14 protein-coding genes are annotated in these 16,690 nt (G+C 68.2%); 8 read left to right on the plus strand and 6 right to left on the minus strand.

Annotation, left to right across the window (positions count from 1 at the left end; all coding sequences use genetic code 11):
- Positions 1-208: 208 nt before the first annotated feature.
- The 3 genes from ABD768_RS38140 to ABD768_RS38150 form a co-directional block, all read right to left on the minus strand.
- Complete coding sequence (locus ABD768_RS38140; protein ID WP_425552066.1) at positions 209-1,291, minus strand: potassium channel family protein; 1,083 nt, start codon at positions 1,289-1,291, stop codon at positions 209-211.
- On the minus strand, positions 1,257-2,267 hold the full coding sequence (locus ABD768_RS38145) for a GNAT family N-acetyltransferase (protein WP_343966319.1): 1,011 nt from the start codon (positions 2,265-2,267) through the stop codon (positions 1,257-1,259). The genes ABD768_RS38140 and ABD768_RS38145 overlap by 35 nt, the downstream gene beginning before the upstream one ends.
- Positions 2,268-2,333: 66 nt before the next feature.
- A complete protein-coding gene (locus tag ABD768_RS38150) occupies positions 2,334-2,726 on the minus strand; it encodes a hypothetical protein (protein WP_343966321.1) in 393 nt (130 codons plus the stop codon).
- Positions 2,727-2,792: 66 nt separating this feature from the next.
- On the opposite strand from ABD768_RS38150, the gene ABD768_RS38155 reads away from it, so the two are divergent.
- The 5 genes from ABD768_RS38155 (at position 2,793) to ABD768_RS38175 (ending at position 10,431) form a co-directional block, all read left to right on the plus strand.
- The gene (locus ABD768_RS38155; protein ID WP_343966323.1) at positions 2,793-3,398 is read left to right on the plus strand and encodes a hypothetical protein; all 606 of its coding nucleotides are present in this window, start codon (positions 2,793-2,795) and stop codon (positions 3,396-3,398) included.
- Positions 3,399-3,762: 364 nt separating this feature from the next.
- Complete coding sequence (locus tag ABD768_RS38160) at positions 3,763-4,851, plus strand: glycoside hydrolase family 5 protein (RefSeq protein ID WP_344849098.1); 1,089 nt, start codon at positions 3,763-3,765, stop codon at positions 4,849-4,851.
- Between the two features lie 138 nt (positions 4,852-4,989).
- Positions 4,990-5,730 (plus strand): ABC transporter ATP-binding protein, encoded by a 741-nt coding sequence (locus ABD768_RS38165; protein ID WP_344849100.1) that lies wholly within the window; start codon positions 4,990-4,992, stop codon positions 5,728-5,730.
- Positions 5,727-8,504 carry an ABC transporter permease gene (locus tag ABD768_RS38170; protein ID WP_344849102.1) on the plus strand — a complete coding sequence of 926 codons (2,778 nt, stop codon included), beginning with the start codon at positions 5,727-5,729 and terminating at the stop codon, positions 8,502-8,504. Before ABD768_RS38165 ends, ABD768_RS38170 begins: the two co-directional genes overlap by 4 nt.
- Before the next feature lie 130 nt (positions 8,505-8,634).
- On the plus strand, positions 8,635-10,431 hold the full coding sequence (locus ABD768_RS38175; RefSeq protein WP_344849103.1) for a glycerophosphodiester phosphodiesterase family protein: 1,797 nt from the start codon (positions 8,635-8,637) through the stop codon (positions 10,429-10,431).
- Here the strand turns inward: ABD768_RS38175 and ABD768_RS38180 are convergent.
- Positions 10,428-11,483: a carboxylate-amine ligase gene (locus ABD768_RS38180; protein WP_344849104.1), complete on the minus strand. Its 1,056-nt coding sequence runs from the start codon at positions 11,481-11,483 to the stop codon at positions 10,428-10,430. The two genes, ABD768_RS38175 and ABD768_RS38180, sit on opposite strands and share 4 nt — an antisense overlap.
- Before the next feature lie 97 nt (positions 11,484-11,580).
- Here ABD768_RS38180 and ABD768_RS38185 point away from each other — a divergent pair, with 97 nt between their 5' ends.
- Positions 11,581-12,318 carry a HipA family kinase gene (locus tag ABD768_RS38185; protein ID WP_344849106.1) on the plus strand — a complete coding sequence of 246 codons (738 nt, stop codon included), beginning with the start codon at positions 11,581-11,583 and terminating at the stop codon, positions 12,316-12,318.
- Positions 12,315-12,722, plus strand: coding sequence for a DUF3037 domain-containing protein (locus tag ABD768_RS38190; RefSeq protein ID WP_343966338.1), 408 nt, complete (start codon positions 12,315-12,317; stop codon positions 12,720-12,722). The genes ABD768_RS38185 and ABD768_RS38190 overlap by 4 nt, the downstream gene beginning before the upstream one ends.
- A gap of 1 nt (position 12,723) precedes the next feature.
- On the opposite strand, the gene pgm is transcribed toward ABD768_RS38190, so the two are convergent.
- Positions 12,724-14,346, minus strand: a complete 1,623-nt coding sequence (pgm, locus tag ABD768_RS38195) for a phosphoglucomutase (alpha-D-glucose-1,6-bisphosphate-dependent) (RefSeq protein WP_343966341.1) — start codon at positions 14,344-14,346, stop codon at positions 12,724-12,726.
- A gap of 75 nt (positions 14,347-14,421) precedes the next feature.
- Positions 14,422-15,918 carry a fused MFS/spermidine synthase gene (locus ABD768_RS38200; RefSeq protein ID WP_344849109.1) on the minus strand — a complete coding sequence of 499 codons (1,497 nt, stop codon included), beginning with the start codon at positions 15,916-15,918 and terminating at the stop codon, positions 14,422-14,424.
- 78 nt (positions 15,919-15,996) lie between these two features.
- On the opposite strand from ABD768_RS38200, the gene ABD768_RS38205 reads away from it, so the two are divergent.
- Positions 15,997-16,686, plus strand: a complete 690-nt coding sequence (locus tag ABD768_RS38205) for a maleylpyruvate isomerase family mycothiol-dependent enzyme (RefSeq protein WP_344849111.1) — start codon at positions 15,997-15,999, stop codon at positions 16,684-16,686.
- Positions 16,687-16,690 lie beyond the last annotated feature (4 nt).

Genomic DNA, 16,690 nt, shown 5'->3' on the forward strand with positions numbered 1-16,690 from the left:
GGTCGCCACTCCCTGCGCAAGCCCGCCACATGTGGGTTCGGACACGCAACGGCGACCATGAACAGGCAATAACGTGTTCAAGGTCGCCGCTTCATGTTCAAGGTCGCCGCTTGGTGTTCACGCCCGCCGGATGGTGTTCAAGGTCGCCGTTTGGTGTTCAAGGTCGCCGGGAGTGGGTGGGGCAGGGGGAAGGGCGCAGGGGAAGGGTTTACTCTTCCTGGTCGTCGGCGCCGGGGCGTTCCGCCCAGGGGGTTTCCTTGGCGGGGCGGACGACGATTAGTTTGTCGCCGGCGGCCAGGACTGAGACGGACGAGTCGTAGTAGCGGTGGACCTTGCCGTCGCGGACGACCGAGACGACGCGGTCGGGGACCGATGACGGTGCCTTGCCGACCTCGCGGCCGAGGACTGGGCGTTCGGCGACCTCGAGGCCCTCGCCGTAGGTCAGTAGGTCCTCCATCACCTCGCCCAGGTTCGGGCTGACGGCGGACAGGCCCAGCAGTCGGCCGACTGCCTCCGAGGAGGTGACGACCGCGTCCGCGCCGCTCTGCCGCAGCAGGGGGACGTTGTCCTCCTCGCGGACCGCGACGACGATGTGCGCGTTCGGGTTCAACTGCCGGACGGCGAGCGTGACCAGGACCGCCGAGTCGTCGCGATCGGTGGTGACGATCACCTCGCGGGCGGTCATCACCTCGGCGCGGCGCAGGACGGTCCGGTTGGTCGCGTCGCCGTGGAAGGCGGCCATCTGATCGTTGCCCGCGTCACCGATCGCCTGCGCGCGCGGGTCGATCACCACGATGTCGGTGCGCTTGACCCCGTTGCTGAGCAGGGTCTGCACGGCCGAGCGGCCCTTGGTGCCGTAGCCGACGACAACGACATGGTCCTTCATGCGCTTCCTCCATCGCGAGTCGCGCATGATGCGGCGACCTTCGTTCGCCAGGACTTCGAGCGTCGTGCCGACCAGCACCACCAGGAACGCGATCCGCAGCGGTGTCACGATGAAGGCGTTCACCAGCCGGGCGGTCGGCGTCACCGGAGTGATGTCGCCGTACCCGGTCGTGGTGAGCGTCACGGTCGCGTAGTAGATGCTGTCGATGAAACCGACGCTGCCGTCGTAGGTGTCCTTGTAGCCACCCCGGTCGACCAGCACGATGCAGACCATCAGCACCAGCAGGCCGAGCGCGATCATCAGCCGCCTGGACAACTCCACCACCGGCGAGCGCGTGCTCGCGGGCAGGTTGACGAGAAGGCCGTGGGGGTTACGACCGGGCAGGGATGGCACGCGTCTGACGATAGGGCACCGACGGCCGATCCACCGCATGCGACAGGCTCTGGTCGGACAGTGCGACGGTCACCATCAGGTGGCCGCTGTCCTGGACGACCCTGGTCCGCATGCGCAGGCCCTCGACGGTTCGCAGCATCGCGTCGTTCTCCGGCTGCACCATGCAGACCACCCGGTCGGCACCCATATCCCGGGCCTCCCGGATCACCCGGCGCAGCAGTTGCGAGCCCAGACCGTGCCGCTGCCAGCCGTCCTCGACCAGTACGGCGATCTCCATCGCCGAGCCACTCAGCTCGTCCCAGGGAGCAGCCGTGGCCATCCCGACGACGGCCTCACCCGCTGCGGCGACGATGGAGATCCCGCCGGCCGGGGCCGACAGGTGGCGCGCAGTACGGGCCGTGAGCTTCGGCATGGGGACGTGGTACCGCCGGGTGCGGCTCTCGTACGAGCACCGGTCGTGCATGGCGACTACTGCCTCGGCATCGTCGACAGTGGCCTTGCGCAACTCCGGTACTGCGCTGCCGGGCCGGGGCGGCTCCTGGACCGGGCCGACCTCCCGCTCGGCCAGCCGGCCGGCGATCTCGACCAGTACGTCGGCACGCGCCCACTCGGCCGGCGTGTACTCATCGAACCCCTGCAGACTCTCCAGCTCCTCGTCCACGGAGATCGGGTCGTCGATGAGCCGCAGTACTGCGCGCAGGTAGCGGGTGGGGCCGTCATGGAGGACATCGGCCTGGCACGGGCGGACCGTAGTACCGGTGCAGCCCGCTTCGGCGACCAGTGCGGTCAGGTCGTCCGCGGTCCAGCCGACGCCGGTGGAGACAACCAGCTCGTCGACAGCCCCGGACTCGGCGGTGAAGACCTCCAGGCTCAGAATGTTGATCTCGTCGGCACCACAGCGTGCGGCGAGCTCGGCCAGTGCACCCGGCCGGTCGGCGAGTTCGGTCCTGATCTTCCAGAGCATGGTGACGCCCTCCCTCGTGGACACGTCCTTCCACTGTGCGCGGGAGCTGTTGCTACGCCGGGTCCTGCGTGTTACAAGCAGGTCAACCCTCTATCGGCGACGCTTGATCTTCGGCAGCCGATCAGTCAGCTTCGGCTTGCTCGCCGCCAGCACGACCGCGTTCTCGCGCCGATCCAGATCCGCATGCCGCAACAACTCCGGATAGGACGACTGCGCCACCGGCGGATAGGTCGTGACGATCGCATCCCCGCTGAAGACGAAGAAGACGGCCTGCCCGTCCTTGATCACCTTCAACAGCGACCCGTCCCGCACAGTCAACGCGTGCTCGATCGCCTTCTTCCGGGCGTTCCGCTTGGCCAGCGCCGCCTGCAACGCCTGCTGGGCAGGCTCGCGCCCATGCTTGACCGCCTCGAACGCCATCGGCCCGTACCGCACGCCGTACTTGACAACATTCTTGGCCAACTTGCCTTTTCCACCCGCCATGGTTCGACTGTACTGACTGCGCCGGGTCGGCATGCGGAGTTGGGGGCCGTCAGGCACGATGGGCGGGTGACCGTTCCTACGCCGCGCCGGCCGATCTTGCCGGGTGCCAAGTTGTTCGAGTCGTTGCCGGGTGCGCACGACCCGGCCGCGGTGGCCGAGGTGGCGCACCGGACCGCGGAGTTGCTGGTGCGCGGCGCGCGGTCGAGCGAGGACGCCGAGGTGATCGCGCGGGTGGTCAAACTCGCCGACGACTACGGCCTCGACGAACTCGCGGACCTGTGGTCCGACTCGCCGGCGGACTCGCTGCCCGGCACGCTGTGGCGGCTCTACCTGCTGCGCTCCTGGGTGCATGCTTCGGCCGAGGAGGTCTCCCGCGAATACGCGACGGGGCGCAAGTACGCCGAGGTCCACGCCGTGGTCGCGGGCGTCGCCGATCCGCCCGGGCCGACCGAAGTACGGGACATGGTCGACGCCGTACTACGAGGTGTCGCGACCGGCGATTTCGCCACCACTCTCGACCGCGCGGCCGCCTTCGCGCGGATCGTCGCGACCGGCCGGGCACACCTGGCCGACGACACCCACGACCTGGTCCGGTCGGCGTCCAAACTCGTCGAACTGGCAGACCAGCTGCAGACCGCGGCACGCACCGAACGCACCGGCAACCTGTGGTAGTTCGCTACACTGATGCAGGTGTCGGGCCGCGGTAGCCCCGGGTCCCAAAATTAGCCGCTTCGAGCGGCCTCGCGCCGTGAGGCGCTTCCCGGTCCGGCACCAAGTCTTGCGAATCCGGTCAGCATCCTGCGCTGGCCGGATTTTTCGCGTCGTGATCTTTCCGTGATCTCGACCGTTAACTTTTCCCGCCGGTCCACGCCTGACCGGCCCGCGGACTGCGTTAGTTCCATCCAAGCGATGGCTTGAAGCAAACGGGCATCCGGTTGCAGGTCACGGATCGGCACTGGTAGGCAGGGAACCGCGGAGGTGGGGCCGTAGCCCGAAGCAGTAGAGAACCTGGGGACTGAACAAGGAGAAGAACCCAGTGCGGAAAGCCCTGGCCGCGGCGGCTGTCGCTGCCCTGATCGCATTACTCACCGTTGTCGCCCGACCCTCGACCGTATCGATCCCGAAGGCCGACGCGAAGGTCGCGCCCGGTGTCCGGGTGGTCGGCAACCAACTCGTCGACGAGACCGGCAAGAAAGTCCAGTTGCGCGGCGTCAACCACTCCGGCGCCCAGTACGCCTGTTCCGAGGGCTGGGGGATCTTCGACGCTCCCGCCACCGACGCGACCATCGCGGCCATGAAGGCCTGGGGCGTCAACGCGGTCCGGGTGCCCCTCAACGAGACCTGCTGGCTCGGCAGTACTCAGGTCCGGCCCGGCATGCGCGGTTCGACGTACCGGAACGCCATCACGGCCTGGGTCACCAAGCTCACCACCGCCGGGATGACCGTGATCGTGGACGAGCACTGGACGCAGACCGACGCGAAGAAGGCGACCGACCAGCGGGTGATGCCGTCGCGGATCTATTCGGCCATGTACTGGCGGTCGGTGGCCGCCACGTTCAAGAACAACCCCGCGGTGATGTTCGACCTGTTCAACGAGCCGTACCCGGACAACAACCGCGACACCACGGCCGCCTGGAAATGCGTGCGCGACGGTGGCACCTGTCCCGGCGTCAAGTTCGTCACGGCCGGCATGCAGGAACTCGTCGTGATCGTGCGCGCCACTGGAGCCAACAATGTCATCCTCGTGCCGGGTCCCGAGTACGCCGGATCGCTGCGCCGCTGGCTGGAGTTCAAGCCGGTCGACCCGGCGAACCAGCTCGCCGCGTCGGTGCACATCTACGGACTGCCGCTCGATTCGCCGTACCGGGACCAGGCGCGCTGGCCCGAGATCGACAAGGTGGCGGCCAAGGTACCGGTCGTGATCGGCGAGATGGGTGACACCGACTGCACCCACCGGTTCACCGACAAGCTCACCAAGTACGCCGACGCGCGCAACATTTCGTATCTCGCGTGGGGCTGGGTGGTCAGCGACTGCGCCGACGAGCCGTCACTGATCAAGGACTACAAGGGCACCCCGTCCGGCTTCGGCGCCGGCATCAAGGCGGGCCTGCAGAAGAAGCGCTGACCCGAGGACCAGCGCTCCCCCGGCCGGATCTCGGGGTCCGGTCGGGGGAAACCCCCTGTCGCGATCACTCCCAGTAAGAGCAGACTCGGAACCACGACGGTTCTGGGGGCCGCTGAAACGCTTGGGAGGGCGAACAGCATGACGGAGGGACAGACGACCGTCGTGCGGGCGAAGGACCTGATTCGCACGTACGGCGAGGGCGATACCGCGGTCAAGGCGCTGCGGGGGGTCGGGGTGGAGATCACCGCCGGCCAGTTGACGGCGGTGATGGGACCGTCCGGCTCGGGCAAGTCGACGTTGATGCACATCCTGGCCGGGCTGGACAAGCCGACCTCGGGGTCGGTGCAGATCGGCGGCACCGAGATCACCACCCTGGGCGACGACGACCTGACCAAGCTGCGCCGCAAGCACATCGGCTTCATCTTCCAGTTCTTCAACCTGCTGCCGATGCTGACCGCGCGCGACAACATCGTGCTGCCGCTGACGATCGCCGGCGAGAAGCCCGACCCGGTGTACTTCGATGAGCTGGTGGCCCGGGTGGGCCTGGCCGACCGGCTCACGCACCGCCCGGCCGAACTGTCCGGCGGCCAGCAGCAGCGGGTGGCGATCGCCCGTGCGCTCGTCTCCCGCCCGACGGTGATCTTCGCCGACGAGCCGACCGGCAACCTCGACTCGCGGACCAGCAACGAGATCCTGCAGCTGATGCGCAGCTCGGTCGAGGAGTACGGGCAGACCACCGTGATGGTCACCCACGACGCCAAGGCTGCCGCGATGGCCGACCGGGTGCTCTACCTGGCCGACGGCGAGATCGTGAAGGAGACCGGGCGGACCGACCAGCACGAGATCCTGCAGATCATCGACTCGCTGGACCTGCAGTGACCGGCTTCGCGCTGCGCGGGCTGCTCAGCCGCAAGCTCCGCACGGCGCTGACCGCGATCGGCGTCGTCCTCGGCGTCGCGCTGGTGTCCGGGACGTACGTGCTGACCGACTCGATCTCGAGCGCGTTCGACTCGATCTTCTCCGACAACTACAAGAACACCGACGCGGCGATCACCGGCAAGACCGCGTTCGACGTACCGGACGGGACCGCGCCGGCGCCGCCGTTCGACGAATCCCTGCTGGCCAAGGTGTCGGCCCTTCCCGAGGTCGGCGTGGCCGGCGGCGCGGTGTCGGGCGAGGCGCAGCTGATCGGCAAGGACGGCAAGTCGATCGCCTTCGGTGGCGCGCCCAACCTCGGCTTCAGCGTCGATCCGGAGCACCAGGAGTTCAACTCGCTCGCGCTGGTGAACGGTGACTGGCCGGGGCCGAACCAGGTCGTGATCGACACCCAGACCGCCTCGAAGAAGGGCTTCGTGACCGGCGACACGATCGGTGTGCAGGCCCGCGGCGAAGTTCAGCAGATGCGGATCTCCGGGCTGGTCGAGTTCGGCTCGGTGTCGTCGATCGGCGGCGCGACGCTGGCCGGTTTCCAGCTGCCGACCGCGCAGAAGCTGTTCGACAAACCGGGCAAGCTGGATCAGATCCTGCTGAAGGCCAAGAGCGGCACGTCGCCGCAGCAGCTGATCGACGCCGTCCAGAAGGTCTTGCCGGAAGGCACTCAGGTGCGGTCCGCCGAGGACCAGGCCGCCAAGGACGCGGCCGGGACGAGCGACTTCCTGAACTTCTTCCGGACCTTCCTGCTGGTCTTCGGCGGGATCGCGCTGTTCGTCGGCTCGTTCGTGATCGCGAACTCGCTGTCGATCACGATCGCCCAGCGCACCCGTGAGTTCGCGACCCTGCGGACGCTCGGCGCCTCGCGGCGTCAGGTCCTCGGCACGGTCGTGCTCGAGGCGCTCCTGACGGGCGTGGTGGCGGCCGTCGCCGGGCTGTTCCTCGGGCTCGGAATCGCTACCGGGCTGTTCAAGATCTTCGACGCGGCCGGGCTGACCCTGCCCAACAACGGGCTGGTGTTCCGCGGCCGGACCATCGTCGTCGCGCTGGCGGTCGGCATCCTCGTGACCTTGCTGGCCAGTCTTCGACCGGCCATGCGAGCGACGAGGGTCCCACCGATCGCGGCCGTTCGCGAAGGTGCTTCGTTGCCACCGGGCCGTTTCCACCGGTACCGCGCACTGGGCGCTGTGGTGCTGACGCTGGCCGGCGTCGCGCTGGTCGTGGTCGGGCTGTTCGTCAACGGGCTGGGCACGGGCAATCTGCTGACGTTGCTGGCGGTCGGAGTACTGCTGATCTTCATCGGGATCGCGTTGTTCGCGGCGCAGTTGGTACGTCCGTTGGCGGCCGCGTCCGATCCGGTGGCTCGTGGGTCGGTACTCGTGCTGACCATCCTCGCGTGGCCGCTGTTCTCCTTGCCCTATTGGCTACTGCGGCGTGGGTACTGGGGACCGGGGTCCGGGCTGAAGCGGGCCGGTGGGTTCGTACTCGGCGCGGTGCTGAATCCGGTGCTGCTCGTCGTGGTCACCGCGATGGCGATCCGGCGGCGGGTGAGCTCGTGGGAGCCCGAGTGGCCGGCGGAGTTCCCCGGCGTACTGATCGATGGGCCTGCGGCTGGAATCGGTGGGCAGAACAGCCGGCGCGATCCGCACCGGACCGCTTCGACGGCTGCCGCATTGATGATCGGGCTGGCCCTCGTCACGCTGGTGGCGACTCTCGGCGCGGGCATCATCAAGCCGTTCGAGGACGCCGTCGACCGGATCTTCAGCGGTGACTACGCGGTCGCGGCGCAGAACAACTTCAGCCCGCTGCCGCCGACGGTCGCAGCCGCGGTCGCGAAGGTTCCCGGAGTACAGGCCGCTTCGAGTGTGCGTGGCGGGCAGGGGCAGGTGTTCGGCGACACGATCCAGGTCACGGCGGTCGATGAGCAGGCGCCGTCGGTACTGCGCTTCGACTGGAAGAGCGGCTCGCAGGAGACGCTCGGGACGCTGGGCGCCGACGGCGCGATCGTCAACGAGGACTACGCGAAGAAGCACAATCTGGCGCTCGGTTCGACGTTCTCGATGACGACTGTCGTCGGCAAGAGCCTGCCGCTGACCGTGAAAGGCATCTTCAAACCTCCGGCGGGCGGCTCGCCGTTCGGCGACGTGACGATCTCGACGACGACCTTCGACGCGGCCACCCCGCAGCCGCTGAACCTCTACACGTTCCTGAAGATGGACGGCGGGGTCACGGCCGCGAACACCGCGGTGGTGGAGAAGGCGCTCGCCAACTTCCCGAACGCGAAGGCCCAGACGCGGGAGCAGTTCAAGGACGCCCAGGCGAGCGGGATCAAGAGCCTGCTCAACGTGCTCTACGTGCTGCTCGCGCTGTCGGTCCTGGTCAGCCTGTTCGGCATCGTCAACACGCTCGTGCTGACCGTGTTCGAGCGGACCCGGGAGCTCGGCATGCTGCGGGCGATCGGCCTGACCCGGCGCCAGGTGAAACGGATGATCCGGCACGAGAGTGTGATCACGGCGCTGATCGGGGCGGTGATCGGCATCATCCTCGGCCTCGGCCTGGCGTCACTGCTGGCCGCCCGGCTGGACGAGGTCAGCTTCGCCGTACCCACCGGGCAGCTGATCGTCTTCGCCATCGTCTCGGTGGTCGTGGGCATCTTCGCCGCCATCTGGCCGGCCCGTCGCGCGGCCCGGCTCAACCCGCTGGAGGCACTGCAGTACGAGTAGCGGTAAAAAAGTGGCCGACGGCGAGGGGTTACCCGTCGGCCACTTACCGGCTACCTTCGCGAGGGCCGGGGTATCCCTGCGCGGGCAACCATCGGCGCCAACCGCCGTTCCCTACGCAAAGGATGCCCTCATGCGCCGCCTCCCCCGCGCGCTGCTCCTTACCCTCGCCGCCGGTCTGCTCCTCCCGTCCGCTTTACCTGCTGGTGCCGCTGCGCCGGACGACGCCCGTCACAGCCGCGACTTCGACATCCAGGCTCACCGCGGCGGCCTCGGGCTGACCGTGGAGAGCACGATCGCCTCCTTCTCGCGTGGCCTCGAGCTCGGCGTCAGCACGCTCGAGCTCGACGTCCAGATCACCGAGGACGGCTACGCGGTGGTCACCCATGACCGCCAGGTCACCGGCGCGAAGTGCAAGGACACCGCGCCCTACACGCCGGGCGACCCGGAGTACCCGTACGTCGGCAAGTTCATCAACACGCTGACCCTGAAGCAGGTCAAGCAACTCGACTGTGGCTCGCTGCCGCAGGCGAACTTCCCGGGCCAGACGCCCGACCCGGGTGCGCGGATGCCTGAGCTGCGCGACGTCTTCGCGCTGGTCAAGCGCTTCCACGCCGACAAGGTCAAGCTCAACGTCGAGACCAAGGTCGAGGCGGGCGCGCCGACCCAGACGGCACCGCGCGAGCAGTTCGTCCAGGTGGTCGCGGCCGAGATCCGCAAGGCCCGGATCGGCCGGCAGGTGACGATCCAGAGCTTCGACTGGGGTTCGCTGATGCGGATGCGGCAGGTCGCGCCCGAGCTGCCGATCGTCGCGCTGACCAACTACGACTTCCTGCAGACCGGCCAGCCCGGCAAGTCGCCCTGGCTCGGCGGTATCGACATCGACGACTTCGGTGGCGATCTGGTGAAGGCGGCCGCGTCGTTCGGCGCGGACGCGATCTCGCCGGTGCACGGGTTCCCGCAGGACGGTCGCGTGACGGATCCGGCGTACAAGCCGTATGTCACTGCTGACATGGTCCGGTCGGCTCACCAGGCCGGGATCAAGGTGGTGCCGTGGACGGTCGACGACCCGGCGACGATGCAGTCGCTGATCGACAAGGGTGTCGATGGCATCATCTCGGACTACCCCGATCGGGTGCGGTCGGTGGTCCGGTCGAACGGGTTCCGGTTGCCGGTCGCGTACGACGCTCCGGCGGTCCGCGCGCTGCCGGCGGCTCACGCGCACAACGACTACGAGCACCGGCAGCCGTTGACCGATGCGCTCGACCGTGGCTTCAACAGTGTCGAGGCCGACGTCTGGCTGGTCGACGGCGAGCTCCGGGTCGCGCACGACCTGGAGGACGCGATGCCGGGTCGCAATCTCGAGAGCCTGTACCTGAAGCCGCTCGCACAGCGGGTTCGGGACAACCACGGCGAGGTCTACCGGCACGGACGGAACTTCCAGTTGCTGATCGACATCAAGAGCGACGGGCCTTCGACGTACGCGGCTGTTGATGCGGCACTGCGGAAGTACAAGGGCATCAGCACGGTCTTCGCCGGTGGCCACACCTACCGCGGCGCGGTCACGTCGGTGATCAGCGGCAACCGCCCGCTCGACGTGCTGAAGGCCCAGAAGGTCCGGTACGCCGGTTACGACGGCCGACTCAGCGACCTGAACTCCAAGCTGCCCGCGTCGCTGATGCCGCTGGTCAGCGACAACTGGTCGAACAACTTCACCTGGCGAGGTATCGGCCCGTTCCCGGCTGGCGAGCGCACCAAGCTGCAGACCATCGTCACCACTGCCCACGCGGCCGGCTACCGGGTCCGCTTCTGGGAGACCCCGGACGTCCCGGGTGCAGCCCGTGAGGCCGTCTGGTCGGAGTTGGTGGCTGCAGGAGTCGACCACCTGAACACGGACGACCTCCACGGCCTGGAGGACTTCCTGCGCTAGTCCACTACCGCAGTGAGGGCAACGACGTCGAAGCCGTCCCGGACGGCCTGGCGTTGCTTGACGGCGCCGTTGCCCTCCCGGAGTACTCGCTGGATCGTCTCGGCGACCATGTCGGCCTCACCCAGCTGGTTGAGCGCCTGCGAGACATGTCGCTGCAGTAGGCCGAGTAGCTCGCTCATAGGTAGCGGGCGGGCCTTGAGTACCTCCAGCCCGTTGCTGGTGATCCCGTCGCGTGCTGCGAGCCAATAGGCGGCTCGTAGTACCTCCGGCTCGAGCTTCGGGCCCAGACCGCCGTCGTCGAGTGCTGTCATCACCAGTGCGCGGACGAGCGTCGCAAGCAGCACTGTCTCGTCGACGGTCAGCGGTACATCGCTCACGCGTATCTCGACCGTCGGCAGGTGGCTGGACGGGCGCACGTCCCAATAGACCATCCGCTCGTCCATGATGCTGTCCGTGGCGACCAGCATGGCGACAAGTGCGTCGTAGTGCTCGGCGGATTCGAAGTACGGCGGTGGGCCCGAGCAAGGCCAGCGCGACAACATGATCGATCGCCAACTGGAGTAACCGGTGTCCTGCCCCAGATAGACCGCACTGTTCGCCGTCAACGCCAGCAGAGCAGGCAGCCACGGCCGCAGATGGTTGCTGACCCGGATAGCGGCTTCCCTGTCCGGTACGTCGATGTGCACGTGACACGCACACACGGCCTGCTCACGAGCCAGTAACCCGTAGCGGGCCGCCATCTGCTCGTACCGCGGCTTCCTGGTGATCAGTTGAGTCGCAACTCCACGGGGAGGCACAGCAATCGCGAGCAACTGCGCATGCTCCTCCGCTGCGGCTTCCGCGAGCTTGGACCGCGCCCAGGTCAACTGGTAGCGCAGTTCATCAGCCGTTTGACACACAGGCGAGTTGATCTCCACCTGGGCTCTGGTCAGCTCCAATTCGATGTCTACCCCGTCAGTCCCCGCGGCGACGGCCTTACTGCGTGGCACCGGGTCGCCACCGGCCGAGACCAGCAGCAACTCCTCCTCGACGCCCATGGACGGATGGCTCAAGGCAACTCCTCTGTAGCGATGCCTTCGACGTACCCGGCGCCGACGTGCTGGAAACCGTGCCACTGCTGGTCACCAGGCATGCACTAGGCTCGGCCGGGTGAGTCTGCCGATCGTGACCGCCACCCGGTACGTGTTGCCGTTACGCGAAGGCGGTTCGCTGCCCGGTGTTGTCGAAGGCAACGATCTCGGCACCTACGTGCTCAAGTTCCACGGCGCCGGCCAGGGCCCGAAGGCACTGGTCGCCGAGATCATCGTCGGCGAACTGTTCCGCCGGCTCGGGCTGCGGGTGCCGGAGCTCAAGCTGATGGAGCTCGACCCGCTGATCGGCAAGTCCGAGCCCGACCAGGAGATCCAGCAACTACTGCTGCGCAGCGCCGGCCTGAACCTGGCCGTCGACTTCCTGCCCGGCTCCTTCGGCTACGACGGCTCCAGCGGCAAACCGGACGAGACCACCCAGGCCAAGATCCTCTGGCTCGACGCGTACGTCGCCAACGTCGACCGGTCCTGGCGCAACCCGAACCTCCTCGTCTGGCACAAGCAACTCTGGCTGATCGACCACGGAGCAGCGTTGTACTTCCACCACTCCTGGATGTCCGCCGAGAAGTTCACCGGACTCGCGTACGACGCGCAGGATCACGTGTTCCGTGACGTCGCCGACTCGGTACCGGCCGTTGACGCCGAGCTGGCGGCGGCGATCACTCCCGAGCTGCTGACCGAGGTGATCGCGCTGGTGCCGGGCGAGTGGATCGAGGAAGGCGACCGCGAGCGGTATCTGGGTCACCTGACCGCCAGACTCGCCGATCGGTCCGCCTGGCTGCCGGGTGGTGCACAGTGAGCCTGGCGCCCTTCGACCCCGCGGTGAACCTCGTCCCCTTCGACTACGTCATCCTGCGCGCGGCACCCCGCATCCACCGCGGGGAGTTCGTCAACGTGGGCGCAGTCCTCTACTGCCGCTCCCTGGACTTCCTAGGCGCCTCCTGGGACGTCGACCCGCTCCGCCTACGCGCCCTCGACCCAGCGGTCGACGTAGACGTCGTCTGCGCCTCCTTGGAGCACCTCCGCGCCATCTGCGCAGGCGAGCCCGAAGGCGGCCCCGCAGCCGCCACCCGAATCGGCGAACGCTTCCGCTGGCTGGCCGCGCCTCGCAGTACGGTCGTCCACCCCAGCCCCATCCACAGCGGCCTCACCAACGACCCCGGCGCCGACCTGGACCGACTGGTCGACGCCTTCGTCAGATAGTTCAGGCCAGGGCTTGGGAGACGACCTCGCGGGCCTGGGCGAAGACCTCGTCGAGGTGCTCCGCGCCCTTGAAGGACTCGCCGTAGATCTTGTAGAGGTCCTCGGTCCCTGACGGCCGTGCGGCGAACCACGCGGATTCCGTGGTGACCTTGAGCCCACCGATCGCGGCGCCGTTGCCCGGCGCACTCGTCAGCCGGTCGAGGATCGGCTCGCCGGCCAGCTCGGTCGCGGTCACGGCGTCGGCCGAGAGCGCGCCCAGCTTGGCCTTCTGCTCACGGCTGGCCGGCGCATCCACCCGGCTGTACGCCGATGCGCCGAACTTCTCCACCAGCTTGGCGTGCGCCTGCGACGGCGTCTCCCCCGTCACCGCGGTGATCTCGCTGGCCAGCAGCGCGAGCAGGATGCCGTCCTTGTCCGTCGTCCAGACCGTACCGTCGAAGCGCAGGAAGCTCGCGCCCGCGGACTCCTCGCCGCCGAATCCGACCGAGCCGTCGATCAGGCCGGGCACGAACCACTTGAACCCGACCGGCACCTCCCAGAGCCGGCGGCCCATGTCGCCGACCACCCGGTCGATCAGCGACGACGAGACCAGTGTCTTGCCGACCGCGACGTCCGCACCCCACTGCCGGTTGGCGAACAGGTACGAGATGGCGGCCGCGAGGTAGTGGTTCGGGTTCATCAGGCCGGCGTCCGGCGTGACGATGCCGTGCCGGTCGGAGTCGGCGTCGTTGCCGGTCGCGACGTCGTACCGGTCCTTCTGGGCGACCAGCGAGGCCATCGCGTACGGCGAGGAGCAGTCCATCCGGATCTTGCCGTCGTGGTCGAGCGTCATGAACGACCAGGCCGGGTCGATCCGCGGGTTGACCACGGTCAGGTCGAGGCGGTGCCGCTCGGCGATGGCCGCCCAGTAGTCGACACTCGCGCCACCGAGCGGGTCGGCGCCGATCCGGACACCGGCCGCGCGGATCGCGTCCAGGTTGAGCACGGAGGGCAGGTCGTCGACATAGTGCCCGAGGAAGTCGTACTCCCCCGCCTCCGCCCTCGCCGCCTCGAACGGAACCCTGCGTACTTCGCGGTTGCCACCGGCGATCAGCTCGTTCGAGCGGGCCGCGATCCAGCCGGTCGCGTCGGAGTCGGCCGGGCCGCCGTGGGGCGGGTTGTACTTGATCCCGCCATCGCGCGGCGGGTTGTGGCTCGGTGTGATGACGATGCCGTCGGCACCCGCTCCAGCGCCACGGTTGAGCCGCAGAATCGCGTGGGACACACCAGGGGTCGGGGTCAGCCGGTCTGCGCTGTCCACCAAGGTCTGCACGCCGTTGCCGGCCAGCACCTCGAGCACGGTCCGCCAAGCGGGCTCCGAGAGGCCGTGGCTGTCCCGGCCGACCAGGAGTGGCCCAGTGGTCCCCTCGCCCGCGCGGTACTCACAGATGGCCTGCGTGATGGCCAGGATGTGGGCCTCGTTGAAAGCGCCGTCGAGGGACGAGCCGCGGTGGCCCGACGTACCGAAGACGACCTTCTGGGCGGGGTTCTCGACGTCCGGCGTGATCCCCTCGTACGCCGCGAGCAGCGCGTCGACGTCGACGAGATCCTCGGGCTGAGCGGGCTGGCCTGCGCGTGGGTGCATGTGCACATGCAACAAGCCTTCGGCCCGGATCACAACTCCACCCGTGGCGCGTCTCGCTGCTCGGTTTCAACCGTCTCAAGTCGGAAAGGGCGTGAGGAGCTGGTCTACCGGCGCGTAGTCATCGGTGAGCAACGGTGCGTCGCCGATGAACTGCTGCAGCGCGTCGGGGTCGTCGATGTAGCCGCCGGTGGTGCCGAGGCGCTGGCGGATCGCAGTACCGGGTAATGGCTGGTCGGCGGCGAGCAGGACGAAGTTGCCGCCTGCATTTCCCGCCAGCTCGGCAGGTTTCGCGATCAGTGCGACGTACGGGAATTCGGCGGCGACGGTACGGAGCTCGGCCTTGAGGAACGCCTGCGGACCGAAGTCGATGATGTTGGCAACGAGGAGCCCGTCCGGCTCGAGCACCCGGCGCAGGTCGGCGACGATCTCGCGAGTGGTCAGGTGCCAGGGCACGGCCACCCCACCGAAGGCATCCATCACCAACAGGTCCCGGCTGTCGTCCGGCTCGGACCGTACGCCGAGCCGCCCGTCCTTGATCTGGATGTCGAGATCCGGGCCCGGCCTGGCACCCAGCTCGGCCTTGTCGAGCTCGATCACGCCGGGGTCGATCTCGTAGACCTTGTTCTTGGTCCCCGGCCTGGTGGCCGCGAGATAGTGCGGCATCGTCAGCCCGCCGCCACCGATGTGCAACGCCTGCAGCGGTGACCTCTCCGGCCATCTGGACTCGATCGCTGTCGCGAAGTCCTTCGTGTACTGGAACTGCAGGTAGGTCGGATCCGCGAGGTCGATGTAGGAGTGGCGCAGCTGGTCGAGGTAGAGGATGCGGCCGTCGGCCCGCGCTGGGTCCTTCTCGATCCGGGCACAGTGGTAGGCCGTCTCCACCTCACACGGACGCGGCGCCACCAGGGTCAGGCCAGTACCGATCAGTGCGAGAGCCAGTGGCCGGCTAGCGGCCTTCAGACCGCGGAAGAAAACCGTCAGGGCGGCTCCGGCGAGCACCAGCAGGCCGCCGAGGCACAGGACGATCGTGCTCGTCGGGACCTTGGCAACGAACACGAACCCGGTCAGTACGGTGCCGGCGATCGCGCCGACCGTCGCATAGGCGGACAGCCGGCCGACGACCGTACCGGTCTGGCTCAGCTTCGACAGTCTGAGCTTGGTCACCATGGGCGTCACCGCAGCGAGCAGTGAGGCAGGCAGGAACAGGGCGACGGCGACTGCTAGGAAGACCGCCTCATTGCCACCTCCCCGGAGGGTCTCGCCGGTCCAGCGCACCACCGGCAGGATCAGCAGCACCAGGGCTCCGGCCAACAGGATCATCGGCCCCAGCGTCCGGGTGGGCGGCGTGCTGTCGGCGATCCGGCCACCCAGCGCGGCACCGGTCGCAATGGCCGCCAGAGCGACGCCGATGACGGCGGTGTTGGTCTCCAGAGTCAGGCCCAGGTACGGCGCCACCAGTCGCAGTGAGACGAGCTCGAGCACCATCACGGCGGCTGAACTGCCGAACGACAGGGCAATGGCGACTTTGTCGTTGATCGCCTTGGCGGGTGCTTCTAGGGCGGTCTCATCCACCGCGCCACCCTATCGGCCGTCGATTCCGCCCCGGGCTGTTCGTCATGATGGAAAGACAGTGCTCAGAAGGGACCACCGATGGACGCAACCACGAGTGTCGACCTGTACGCCGGAACGCGCGCGCGGCTGACCGACGCCGTGCAGAGCTTCGGGCCCGAGGTGCTGGCCGGACGCGTGCCGGCCTGCCCGGAGTGGACCGTGCACGACGTCATCGCGCACCTGTCCGGCGCCGCCGCCGATTTCGTCTCCGGCAACCTCGAAGGCGCGCCCAGGCCGCCGTGGACCGCCGTCCAGGTCGACGCCCGTCGCTCGATGCCGACGACTCAGGTCCTGGACGAATGGGCGACGACGACCGGGCCGGCGCTGGAGAAGCTCATCCTGAGCGGCGACACCGCCCACCCGATGATCTGCAACCCGTACGTCGACGCCGGCACGCACGAGGCCGATCTGCACGGCGCGACCGGGATCGGGCGGCCGCCGCGGGAGATCTGGCTGGCGACGCTCGACTGGGTCTTCCCCGATCCGCGCCCGTCGGACGAGGTGGCCGGCACCTTGTCGATCGTGACGCCGGACGGTACTTATCAGCTCGGTTCCGGGGAGCCCGTGGCCGAGGTCCATACGGACACGTACGAATTGTTCCGGGCAATCTTCGGTCGTCGATCGGCGGGGCAGATCCAGTCCTGGCAGTGGACCACTCCGGCCTCCGCCGAGGCATGGTCGACCGAACTGCCCCGCTTGCTCCAGACGACGGTCGACCTGATCGACTGAGGCG

The organism is Kribbella ginsengisoli (assembly GCF_039537185.1).
Classification (GTDB): Bacteria; Actinomycetota; Actinomycetes; order Propionibacteriales; family Kribbellaceae; genus Kribbella; species Kribbella koreensis.

Bases quoted from the DNA above. Each gene is read 5' to 3' on its own strand.
- ABD768_RS38205 (WP_344849111.1), top strand. From the start codon at position 15,997: ATGGACGCAACCACGAGTGTCGACCTGTACGCCGGAACGCGCGCGCGG.
- pgm (WP_343966341.1), bottom strand. From the start codon at position 14,346: ATGCACCCACGCGCAGGCCAGCCCGCTCAGCCCGAGGATCTCGTCGAC.
- ABD768_RS38150 (WP_343966321.1), bottom strand. From the start codon at position 2,726: ATGGCGGGTGGAAAAGGCAAGTTGGCCAAGAATGTTGTCAAGTACGGC.
- ABD768_RS38165 (WP_344849100.1), top strand. From the start codon at position 4,990: ATGACGGAGGGACAGACGACCGTCGTGCGGGCGAAGGACCTGATTCGC.
- ABD768_RS38175 (WP_344849103.1), top strand. From the start codon at position 8,635: ATGCGCCGCCTCCCCCGCGCGCTGCTCCTTACCCTCGCCGCCGGTCTG.